This window comes from Pseudomonas sp. DW-iso3, from assembly GCF_058725305.1.
In genome coordinates, this window is sequence record NZ_JBZXDZ010000005.1 from 491036 (window position 1) to 502426 (window position 11391).

Here is an 11391-nt window from a genome sequence, read left to right on the forward strand (position 1 = left end):
GAATCTTGTTATTCATGGGCATCAACACAGCCTTTACGGCGTCAGCCCATGAGCAGTTGAAGGGCACGGACCCTTCGCCTTTTAAAGCGTTACGCGCCGACTACGATCGGCCTTGCCAGAGGCGGGACGGCGGCGCTGGTAGGCGCGATGCCGGCTTCGAACTCCGAGCGGAAGTATTTGATGGCGCTGCCCAATGGCTCCACGGCGCCCGGTGCGTGAGCACAGAAGGTCTTGCCTGGGCCGAGGAAACCGACCAGGCCCAGCAGGGTTTCGATATCACCCTCGCGGCCTTCGCCGTTTTCCAGGGCCATCAGCAGCTTCACGCTCCAGGGCAGGCCGTCGCGGCATGGGGTGCAGAAGCCGCAGGATTCACGGGCAAAGAACTGCTCCATGTTGCGCAGCAGCGAGACCATGTTCACGGTGTTGTCCACCGCCATCGCCAGGCCGGTACCCATCCGGGTGCCCACCTTGCCGATGCCGCCGGCATACATTTGTGCATCGAGGTGCTCAGGGAGCAGGAAACCGGTACCGGCACCGCCTGGCTGCCAGGCTTTCAAGGTGTAGCCGTCGCGCATGCCGCCGGCGTAGTCCTCGAACAGCTCGCGAGCGGTCACGCCAAACGGCAGTTCCCACAGGCCAGGGTTCTTGACCTTGCCGGAGAAGCCCATGAGCTTGGTGCCCATGTCTTCGCTGCCTTCGCGGGCCAAGGATTTGTACCAGTCCACGCCGTCGGCGATGATCGCCGGCACGTTGCACAGCGTCTCGACGTTGTTCACGCACGTCGGCTTGCCCCACACGCCTACAGCAGCAGGGAAGGGCGGCTTGGAACGCGGGTTGGCGCGGCGGCCTTCGAGGGAGTTGATCAGTGCGGTTTCTTCACCGCAGATATAACGCCCGGCGCCAGTGTGCACGAACAGTTCGAAGTCGAAACCGGAGCCGAGGATGTTCTTGCCCAGCAGGCCAGCAGCCTTGGCTTCTTCCACGGCACGGTTGAGGTGCTTGGCGGCGGTGGTGTATTCGCCACGCAGGAAGATGTAGCCACGGTAGGTTTTCAGCGCGCGGGCGCTGATCAGCATGCCTTCGATCAACAGATGGGGCAGTTGCTCCATCAGCATGCGGTCTTTCCAGGTGTTCGGCTCCATTTCATCCGCGTTGCACAGCAGGTAGCGGATGTTGATGGATTCGTCTTTGGGCATCAGGCCCCACTTAACGCCCGTGGGGAAGCCTGCACCGCCGCGGCCTTTGAGGCCGGCGTCTTTCACGGTCTGGACGATGTCGTCCTGGGCCATGTCGGCGAAGGCTTTGCGCGCAGCGGCGTAACCATTCTTGGCCTGGTACTCGTCGAGCCACACGGGCTCGGCGTCGTCACGCAGGCGCCAGGTCAGCGGGTGGGTCTCAGGCGAACGCTTGATCAGGTTGGCCGGGCCGAAAGAAGTCAGGGTCATGGGTAGCCCTCGAGCAATTGGGTCACGCCAGCGGGCTGCACGTCACCGAATGTGTCGTCGTCGATCATCAACGCCGGCGCCTTGTCGCAGTTGCCCAGGCAGCACACCGGCAGCAGCGTGAAGCGGCCGTCCGGGGTGGTCTGGCCGAGGCCGATGCCCAGCTTGTTCTGGATTTCGCTGACCACGGATTCGTGGCCGCCGATATAGCAGACCATGCTGTCGCACACGCGAATGATGTGGCGGCCCACTGGCTGACGGAAGATCTGGCTGTAGAACGTGGCTACACCTTCAACGTCGCTGGCAGGGATGCCGAGGATCTCGCCGATGGCGTAGAGGGCGCCGTCCGGCACCCAGCCACGTTCCTTCTGCACGATCTTCAAGGCTTCGATCGACGCCGCGCGCGGGTCTTCGTAGTGATGCAGCTCGTGCTCGATGGCCGAGCGCTCGGTTTCACTGAGGGTGAAACGGTCTGTCTGGATAAGCGTGCTGTTCATGCTTAGCGGTCCACGTCGGCCATAACGAAATCGATACTACCCAGGTACGCAATCAAGTCCGCGACCATCTCGCCTTTGATCACCGAAGGGATCTGCTGCAAGTGGGCAAAGCTTGGGGTACGGATCCGGGTGCGGTAGCTCATGGTGCCGCCATCGCTCGTCAGGTAATAACTGTTGATACCCTTGGTCGCTTCGATCATCTGGAAGGATTCGTTGGCCGGCATGACCGGGCCCCACGAAACTTGCAGGAAGTGCGTGATCAGGGTTTCGATGTGCTGCAGCGTGCGCTCTTTCGGCGGCGGCGTGGTCAGCGGGTGATCCGCTTTGTACGGGCCGGCCGGCATGTTGCGCATGCATTGCTCGATGATCTTCAGGCTCTGGCGCATTTCTTCGACGCGCACGATGCAGCGGTCGTAGGCATCGCCATTGGCCGCCAACGGGACTTCGAATTCGAAGTTCTCGTAGCCCGAGTACGGGCGCGCTTTACGCAGGTCGAAATCGCAGCCGGTGGAGCGCAGGCCAGCACCGGTGACACCCCATTCCAGGGCCTCTTTGGTGTTGTACTGGGCGACGCCGATGGTACGGCCCTTGAGGATGCTGTTATCCAGCGCAGCCTTTTGGTACTCGTCCAGACGCTTGGGCATCCAGTCGATGAATTCCTTGACCAGGCGATCCCAGCCATTCGGCAGGTCGTGGGCCACGCCGCCGATGCGGTACCAGGCCGGGTGCAGGCGGAAACCGGTGATGGCTTCGATGACCTTGTAGGCGCGCTGACGGTCGGTGAACGTGAAAAACACCGGGGTCATGGCGCCGACGTCCTGGATATAGGTCCCCAGGAACAGCAGGTGACTGGTGATCCGGAAGAACTCGGCCATCATGATGCGGATGGTGTCGACGCGGTCCGGCACCTTGATGCCAGCGAGTTTCTCGACCGAGAGCACGTACGGCAGATTGTTCATCACGCCGCCGAGGTAGTCGATACGGTCGGTGTACGGGATGAAGCTGTGCCACGACTGACGCTCGGCCATCTTCTCGGCACCACGGTGGTGGTAGCCGATGTCCGGTACGCAGTCGACGATTTCTTCGCCGTCCAGTTGCAGGATGATACGGAAGGCGCCGTGGGCCGAAGGGTGGTTCGGGCCCAGGTTGAGGAACATGTAGTCCTCGTTGGTGCCGGAGCGTTTCATGCCCCAGTCTTCCGGACGGAAACGCGCCGCTTCCTCTTCAAGCTGTTGCTTGGCAAGGTTGAGGCTGAACGGATCGAATTCGGTGGCGCGGGCAGGGAAGTCCTTGCGCAGCGGGTGACCTTCCCAGGTGGGCGGCATCATGATGCGTGTCAGGTGCGGGTGGCCGGGGAAGTCGATGCCGAACATGTCCCAGACTTCACGCTCGTACCAGCTGGCGTTCGGCCAGATACCGGTCACGGTCGGGATGCTCAAGTCGCTTTCCGACAGGGCGACCTTGATCATCACGTCGCTGTTACGTTCCAGCGACATCAGGTGGTAGAACACGGTGAAATCGGCGCCGCTCGGCAAGCCTTGGCGCTTGGTGCGCAGACGCTCGTCCACGCCATGCAGGTCATAGAGCATGACGTACGGCTTGGGCAGGTTGCGCAGGAAGGTCAGGACTTCGACAAGCTTGGCACGCGCGACCCACAACACCGGCATACCGGTGCGTGTGGCCTGGGCGGTGAAGGCGTCAGGGCCAAAACGGTTATTGAGTTCGACGACCACATCCTGGTCGTCTGCCTTATAAGGCGGGATGTACAGAGCACTGCCTGTAGTCATGGTTTTTTATCGCTTTCGGTCAACGTAAAGAATGAAGCCAGGTTTTCGTTCTATAAAAGAATCGGTGCTGGATCAGACTTCGTCGGGGCTGCGCAGGTTGGTGACCTGAATACGCTGTTCGCGGCGCTGTTCCTTTTGTGACGGCATCTCGGCGCGGTAAACGCCTTGATCTCCGACAACCCAGGAAAGTGGGCGACGCTCCTTGCCAATCGATTCCTGCAACAGCATCAAGCCTTGCAGAAATGCTTCAGGGCGGGGCGGGCAGCCAGGCACGTAGACGTCCACGGGCAGGAACTTGTCCACCCCTTGAACAACGGAGTAGATGTCGTACATGCCACCGGAGTTGGCGCACGAACCCATGGAGATAACCCACTTCGGCTCGAGCATTTGCTCGTAGAGACGCTGAATGATCGGCGCCATCTTGATAAAGCAGGTTCCGGCGATAACCATGAAATCCGCCTGACGCGGTGATGCCCGGATAACTTCGGCGCCAAAGCGCGCGATGTCGTGGGGCGCCGTGAAGGCGGTGGTCATTTCCACGTAGCAGCACGAAAGACCAAAGTTGTACGGCCACAGGGAGTTCTTACGTCCCCAGTTGACCGCGCCACTCAGCACGTCTTCCAGCTTGCCCATGTAGATGTTTTTGTGGACTTGGTCTTCTAACGGGTCGGAAACGGTTTCCCGTTCGCCGATGGGGTACTGCTCGTTAGGAGCATCCGGGTCGATCCTGGTGAGATTGTATTGCATCGCCAAAGCCTCATTGTTTCAGCTTCGCTTGCCGCTTACGACGAGCTTCCGGAGCCCAGTCAAGGGCGCCCACTCGAAATAGGTAGACAAGGCCTGCCAACAGAATTGCTATGAAAACGAGGGCTTCGACGAATCCGGTCCAGCCGCTTTCGCGGACGGACACAGACCAGGCAAAGAGAAAGAGGGCTTCGATATCGAAGATCACGAACAGCATCGCGACCAGATAGAATTTGGCTGAGAGCCGCAAGCGGGCGCCACCTGTAGGCAGCATGCCGGACTCGAACGGTTCATTTTTGCTGCGGCCCCAGGCTTTTGACCCGAGGAGGCTGGAGACGCCGAGCATGAAGGCGCAGAGGCCGACAACACCGAGGAGGAAAATGGCAAAGCCCCAGTTGTGGGCCATGAGTCCTGTCGCTTCGGTCATGCTGGAAATCCTTAACAGAGAGCAAAGGTCTCTGAGCTCGAAAAAGTAACGATGCAGTGACGATATGTCGCACTGCAATCAATCGCGGTGATTTTATGGCTAAACACCGGGCAAGTAAAATTCCTATGGCGAAATTATTCGATGGAATAAGGACATAGTGCACCTTCTTGGGGCTGTAGCCCTTATGGTGTGGGCATTAGCGGGCTTTTGAACAATTAAGTTTTGTTTCAACTGTAACGAAGTTTTCACGCGCCAAATGATAATGACTATTGTTTGCGTGGGGTTTAAGCGAATGTTTCTCGTGTGGCGCGGGAAGTTGTTGTTACTTGCTTGAAGGGCGCTTAGTTGTCGACGGGGATCTTTTAACCGATTTGATTCAGGTGAATACCGCTCTGGATCAATGTTTTGCACAAAATCTTCAGGTTGGACGCTTTCCCCTGTGGGGGCGGGCTTGCTCGCGAAAGCGGTGTGCCAGGAAAACATGTGCTGACTGAGCCAGTGCTTTCGCGAGCAAGCCCGCCCCCACATTTTGACTTTTTATTGTCAGGGGGGATTTTCAGAAAACAAAAAAAACGCCCCGAACCAGTCGGGGCGTGATTGTCGTGCGGCACTGCGGTTAGGTCTTCCTTGGGGCCGCAGTGGCCGTGTACGCGGTGCTTAGTGGAACTGCTCTTCTTCGGTCGAACCGGTCAGCGCGGTCACGGACGAGGTGCCGCCCTGGATCACGGTAGTCATGTCGTCGAAATAGCCGGTGCCCACTTCCTGCTGGTGAGCCACGAAGGTGTAACCCTTGGCGGCGTCAGCGAACTCCTGCTCCTGCAGCTTCACGTAGGCCGTCATGTCGTTGCGGGCGTAGTCATGCGCCAGGTTGAACATGCTGTGCCACATGTTGTGAATGCCGGCCAGGGTGATGAACTGGTGCTTGTAGCCCATGGCGGACAGTTCGCGCTGGAACTTGGCGATGGTCGCGTCGTCCAGGTTTTTCTTCCAGTTGAAGGAAGGCGAGCAGTTGTAGGACAGCAGTTGGTCCGGGTATTCCTTCTTGATGGCTTCGGCGAAACGACGCGCTTCGTCCAGGTCCGGCTTGGCGGTTTCGCACCAGATCAGGTCGGCGTACGGCGCGTAGGCCAGGCCACGGGCAATCGCTTGGTCCAGGCCGGCACGTACCTTGTAGAAACCTTCCTGGGTGCGCTCGCCGGTCACGAATGGCTGGTCGTAAGGGTCGCAGTCCGACGTCAGCAGGTCAGCGGCGTTGGCGTCGGTACGGGCCAGGATGATGGTCGGTGTACCGGCAACGTCAGCGGCCAGGCGGGCAGCGGTCAACTTCTGTACGGCTTCCTGGGTAGGAACCAGTACCTTGCCGCCCATGTGGCCGCATTTTTTCACTGAAGCCAGTTGGTCTTCGAAGTGCACACCGGCGGCGCCTGCCTCGATCATGCTCTTCATCAGTTCGTAGGCGTTCAGCACGCCGCCGAAGCCGGCTTCAGCGTCAGCCACGATAGGTGCGAAGTAATCGATGTAGCCTTCGTCGCCTGGGTTCTTGCCGGCTTTCCACTGGATCTGGTCGGCACGACGGAACGAGTTGTTGATGCGCTTGACCACGGTTGGCACAGAGTCCACCGGGTACAGCGATTGGTCGGGGTACATGGATTCAGCGGAGTTGTTGTCCGCCGCCACTTGCCAGCCGGACAGGTAGATCGCCTGGATGCCGGCTTTCACCTGTTGCACTGCCTGGCCGCCAGTGAGGGCGCCCATGCAGTTGACGAAATCTTTGTCGGGACGGAAGGAAGGCTTGGCACCTTGGGTCACCAGGTTCCACAGCTTCTCGGCGCCGAGTTTTGCAAAGGTGTGCTCAGGTTGAACCGAGCCACGCAGGCGGACGACGTCAGCAGCGGAATAAGCGCGGGTCACGCCTTTCCAGCGTGGGTTTTCAGCCCAGTCTTTTTCGAGGGCTGCAATTTGCTGTTCGCGTGTCAGTGCCATGGAAGTAAACCTCGTCGCGTCTTCTTGTGGTGGAAAAATCCATTTGCCAGCCCTGCATTCACATGCGTGGGCAGGGCTGCTCGCTGACCAGAAGCTTAGGCGGTCATGGCGGGTCTGGCGGGGAATGCGACGGGGTGAACGATTGGCGAGAGGGGCGGTAGGTAATGGCGGGCCGCGAACAGTCTGAGGGCGTCGTGGGCCCTTGGGTGTTCAACAGCGTGTAGCCGGGTTACCTGGTTAGCTTCCGTCCCTCGGGACAACTTCGTTCCAGTCGCAACCTCGTCAAACACGCCTTGTGGGCGGTACAGACACGAATCGGCTCAGGTGGGTAGCTTAGAGCGGCGATCCGAAGGCCCTTGCCAGGGCCCCTGATTAGCGGGAGCGAGGCCATCATGCCCATGCTTTTTTGGATCGTCAAATGTTTTGTAGTGCTTTTTTTCAAGCACTACATCTTTAGTCTAATACGACTCATCAGTCAGTTTTTGGTGCTTCAGTTCAGGGTGTCGACCTTGACCCGTAAAGTCAGGTCATCGCGGCCCTGGGTAGAGTAGCTGCGGGTTGTAGAGGATTTATCGGCCTGGGTTTCGCGATTGATGCCGGCCAGGGGAATCCACTCGCCCAGTCGACCGCTGACGGTTGTGTCGGTACTTTGCACATTCACTACATCGGGACGCTCCTGGCTCATGCGGTCACGATTGGTGCTGATCGCCAGGTGCACGGTCTCGCCAGTGACGCTGGCGGTGACGTAGAAGCCCTGGGTCACGTTGCGATACTGGGTCTGGTTCTGCAGACGGCCGTAGCTGTCCTGCTGGGTGGTGGTCAGCGGTACGCTCTGGCCTACCTGGATCAGCGCGGGCACACCTTCGCTGGCCTGAATCTGCTGGATCCCGCCGTCGCGGCTGGCGGTGCCGTAGCTGATGATGCGGGTCTGGCTGTCGCCGCTGTTCTGCTGGTTGTTTTCGTTGGTGTCGACGGTGATCAACAGGCGCTTGGCTGGTGTGTCCAATTGTGCAAGCAGGGCGCGCAGGTCCTGGATCTTGGCGGGGTCAGCGTTGACGATAAGTTGGTTGCCGTAAGCGCTGACGGTGCCGTCCTTGCCGATGAAGTTCTGCGCCACGGGCAGCAGGTCGGCACTGGTGCGGTTGCTCAGGTTGACGACTTCAGTGTCGGCCATGGCCGAGCAACTGGCGGTCAGGAGGAGGGCGGTGAGCAGGGTGCGTAGGGACATGTCCGTGATCTCTGCGAGTCATTTGGGCTTGATAGTGCCAGTTTGTCGGCCTGGTGGGTCGCAAGTTGAATCGTAGACGGCAAAATGCCCTGGCATGGCAGGGCATTGTTGGTGTTGCTGAAATAGCTATCGGGGGCAAGCCCCCTCCCACATTTTGACCGAGTACATCCTTGAGGATGCGGTCAAGTGTGGCAGGGGGCTTGCTCCCGATGGCAGCGACGCGGTCTCGAATCAGCCCCCGCGCACCATATCGACATGGGGAATCCCGACTTCCAGGAATTCCCCGCTGACGATCTTGAAGCCCAGTCGCTCATAGAACGGCGCCGCATAGACCTGCGCACTCAGGAACTGCTTGGTCTGACCGCGTTGCTCGGCCACGCCGATTACGGCTTCCATCAGCTTGTCGCCGACCTTCAGCCCGCGCCAGTCTTTGAGTACCGAAACGCGCCCGATTTCGCCGCTGGGCAGCAGGCGCGCGGTGCCGATCGGAAAGTCGCCCTCGAATGCGAGAAAATGCACAGCACTCGCATCGTCTGCGTCCCACTCCAGCTCAGGTGGAACCGATTGCTCAGCGATAAACACCGCTTCACGAATGCGCCGAATCTCGGCGATATCCTTTTGCCAGTCCGCGACACTTACGTGAATCTTATTCATCGGCAAATCCCAGGCTTCCTTGCTTGACCAATTCGCACAGCAGGTCGCGACCGTCTTCGTCCGCCAGCCATGGGGCGAGGTTTTCGGCGTGCAGCGCGTCGGCGGCGCAGATCAGCTTGAGCAATTCGCGCAGCTTGCCCGGCAGGTAACGGCTCTGGCCGCTGGCGAACAGCAGCACATCATCGTCGACTTCCGACCAGGCCATGCGCGCGCTCGGGTTGCGTACCAGGATCGCGCCGTCTTGCAGGCTGTTGACGAAATCCTCTTCGCCCAATTCTTCACCGGCCACCAGTTCAGGATAGCGCGGCTCGGTCATGAACTGGCCAAACCAGGTCAGCAGCATGCGCTCGTCACTCATGTGCTCGGCCAGCAGACTCTTGAGCCGGTCGAGGGCGTCGCCCTGGATCTGGTGCGGGTCAGTGGCGGGCTGAGCGTCGGCGTCAGTGTAGCGCTCTTCATCCGTCAGGTACTGGCTGAGGAAGTCGGTGAAGTGGGTCAGCACTTCGGCGGCGCTCGGTGCACGGAAACCCACGGAGTAGGTCATGCAGTCGTCTTCGGCAATGCCGAAGTGGGCCAGGCGCGGCGGCAGGTAGAGCATATCGCCCGGTTCCAGCACCCATTCGGCGCTTTCTTCGAATTCGGCGAGGATGCGCAGGTCGGCGTGTTGCAGCAGCGGGCTCTCCGAACTGCACATCTGACCGATCTTCCAGTTGCGCTTGCCCTGGGCTTGCAGCAGGAACACGTCGTAGTTGTCGAAGTGCGGGCCGACGCTGCCACCCGGCGCGGCGAAGCTGATCATCACATCGTCGATGCGCCAGCTTGGCAGGAAGCGGAACTGCTCCAGCAATTCGGCCACTTCCGGCACGAACTGATCGACGGCCTGCACCAGCAGGGTCCACTCGCGCTCGGGCAGGGTGCTGAAGGCGTCTTCAGCAAAGGGGCCGCGACGCAATTCCCACGGGCGCTCGCCGTGTTCGATCACCAGGCGCGATTCGACTTCTTCTTCCAGGGCCAGGCCGGCGAGTTCGTCGGCGTCGATCGGGCTTTCGAAGTCAGGGATGGCCTGACGGATCAGCAGCGGCTTTTTCTGCCAGTAGTCGCGCAGGAATTCCCGTGCCGTGATGCCGCCCAGAAGTTGAAGAGGGATATCAGGATTCATGTGTAACCTATTGAAAAAAAGCATTTTTCAGACTGGAATAAAAACGCCCGGCGCGGCCGGGCGTCTCAAAGGTCTAGCGATGATCAGATGCGATTGGCTTGCTCTACAGCGTTGCCGATGTAGTTGGCCGGGGTGAGCAGTTTCAGCTCGGCCTTGGCCGCGGCTGGCATGTCCAGGCCGTCGATGAAAGTTTGCAGTGCTTCTGGGCTGATGCCCTTGCCGCGCGTCAATTCCTTCAGCTTCTCGTACGGGTTTTCGATGTTGTAGCGGCGCATCACGGTCTGGATCGGCTCGGCCAATACTTCCCAGCACGCGTCCAGGTCAGCGGCAATCTTTTGCTCGTTGAGCTCGAGTTTGCTGATGCCTTTGAGGCTGGCTTCGTACGCGATCACGCTATGGGCAAAACCCACGCCGAGGTTGCGCAGCACGGTGGAGTCGGTCAGGTCGCGCTGCCAGCGGGAAATCGGCAACTTGCTGGCCAGGTGCTGGAACAGGGCATTGGCGATGCCGAGGTTGCCTTCGGAGTTTTCGAAGTCGATCGGGTTGACCTTGTGCGGCATGGTCGACGAACCGATTTCACCGGCAATGGTGCGCTGCTTGAAGTAGCCCAGGGAGATGTAGCCCCAGATATCGCGATCGAAATCGATCAGGATGGTGTTGAAGCGCGCAATGGCGTCGAACAGCTCGGCGATGTAGTCGTGCGGTTCGATCTGCGTGGTGTACGGGTTGAAGCCCAGGCCCAGCTCGTCTTCGATGAAGGCGCGGGCGTTGGCTTCCCAGTCGATCTCTGGGTAGGCCGACAGGTGGGCGTTGTAGTTGCCTACGGCGCCGTTGATCTTGCCCAGCAGCGGCACGGCCGCGACTTGAGCGATCTGGCGCTCCAGGCGGTACACCACGTTAGCCAGTTCTTTGCCCAGGGTGGTCGGCGACGCCGGCTGGCCGTGAGTGCGCGACAGCATCGGTACGTCGGCGAAACGGATGGCCAGTTCGCGGATGGCGTTGGCGGTTTGGCGCATCAGCGGCAGCATCACGTCATCACGGCCTTCGCGCAGCATCAGGGCGTGGGACAGGTTGTTGATGTCCTCGCTGGTGCAGGCAAAGTGGATGAACTCGCTGACCTGGGCCAGTTCCGGCAGCTTTGCCGCTTGCTCTTTGAGCAGGTATTCGATGGCTTTTACGTCGTGGTTGGTGGTGCGCTCGATCTCTTTCACACGCTCGGCGTGCTCCAGGGAGAAGTTTTCCGCCAGGGTGTTGAGCACAGCGTTGGCTTCGGCGGAGAACGCCGGCACTTCGCTGATGGCGGGGTGAGCGGCCAGGCGCTGGAGCCAGCGCACTTCAACCAGGACACGAGCGCGGATCAGGCCGTACTCGCTGAAAATAGGGCGCAGGGCCTGGGTTTTGCCGGCGTAGCGGCCGTCAACAGGGGAAACCGCAGTGAGCGAAGAGAGCTGCATGGGGTGTTCTCGGACA

Annotated in this window: 10 protein-coding genes; all 10 read right to left on the minus strand. The window is 60.0% G+C overall.

What is annotated here, in order from left to right:
* Nucleotides 1-89 precede the first annotated feature (89 nt).
* Complete coding sequence (gene nuoF, locus AC4PS7_RS17375) at nucleotides 90-1445, minus strand: NADH-quinone oxidoreductase subunit NuoF (RefSeq protein ID WP_003174722.1); 1356 nt, start codon at nucleotides 1443-1445, stop codon at nucleotides 90-92.
* Complete coding sequence (nuoE, locus tag AC4PS7_RS17380) at nucleotides 1442-1939, minus strand: NADH-quinone oxidoreductase subunit NuoE (protein WP_003174721.1); 498 nt, start codon at nucleotides 1937-1939, stop codon at nucleotides 1442-1444. Before nuoE ends, nuoF begins: the two co-directional genes overlap by 4 nt.
* 2 nt (nucleotides 1940-1941) lie before the next feature.
* Nucleotides 1942-3726 carry an NADH-quinone oxidoreductase subunit C/D gene (gene nuoC, locus AC4PS7_RS17385; protein ID WP_021492763.1) on the minus strand — a complete coding sequence of 595 codons (1785 nt, stop codon included), beginning with the start codon at nucleotides 3724-3726 and terminating at the stop codon, nucleotides 1942-1944.
* Nucleotides 3727-3798: 72 nt separating this feature from the next.
* Nucleotides 3799-4473 carry a NuoB/complex I 20 kDa subunit family protein gene (locus AC4PS7_RS17390; RefSeq protein ID WP_003219572.1) on the minus strand — a complete coding sequence of 225 codons (675 nt, stop codon included), beginning with the start codon at nucleotides 4471-4473 and terminating at the stop codon, nucleotides 3799-3801.
* 10 nt (nucleotides 4474-4483) lie between these two features.
* Nucleotides 4484-4897 carry an NADH-quinone oxidoreductase subunit A gene (locus AC4PS7_RS17395; RefSeq protein ID WP_003219575.1) on the minus strand — a complete coding sequence of 138 codons (414 nt, stop codon included), beginning with the start codon at nucleotides 4895-4897 and terminating at the stop codon, nucleotides 4484-4486.
* A gap of 657 nt (nucleotides 4898-5554) precedes the next feature.
* Nucleotides 5555-6880: an isocitrate lyase gene (gene aceA, locus AC4PS7_RS17400; protein WP_003174717.1), complete on the minus strand. Its 1326-nt coding sequence runs from the start codon at nucleotides 6878-6880 to the stop codon at nucleotides 5555-5557.
* A 490-nt stretch (nucleotides 6881-7370) separates the two neighbouring features.
* Nucleotides 7371-8108 carry a secretin N-terminal domain-containing protein gene (locus AC4PS7_RS17405; protein WP_044287355.1) on the minus strand — a complete coding sequence of 246 codons (738 nt, stop codon included), beginning with the start codon at nucleotides 8106-8108 and terminating at the stop codon, nucleotides 7371-7373.
* A gap of 231 nt (nucleotides 8109-8339) precedes the next feature.
* Nucleotides 8340-8762, minus strand: coding sequence for a GNAT family N-acetyltransferase (locus AC4PS7_RS17410; protein WP_010209584.1), 423 nt, complete (start codon nucleotides 8760-8762; stop codon nucleotides 8340-8342).
* On the minus strand, nucleotides 8755-9921 hold the full coding sequence (locus AC4PS7_RS17415; protein ID WP_010209588.1) for a ribosomal protein uL16 3-hydroxylase: 1167 nt from the start codon (nucleotides 9919-9921) through the stop codon (nucleotides 8755-8757). The genes AC4PS7_RS17410 and AC4PS7_RS17415 overlap by 8 nt, the downstream gene beginning before the upstream one ends.
* An 83-nt stretch (nucleotides 9922-10004) precedes the next feature.
* A complete protein-coding gene (gene purB, locus AC4PS7_RS17420; RefSeq protein WP_492179644.1) occupies nucleotides 10005-11375 on the minus strand; it encodes an adenylosuccinate lyase in 1371 nt (456 codons plus the stop codon).
* Between the last annotated feature and the right edge of the window lie 16 nt (nucleotides 11376-11391).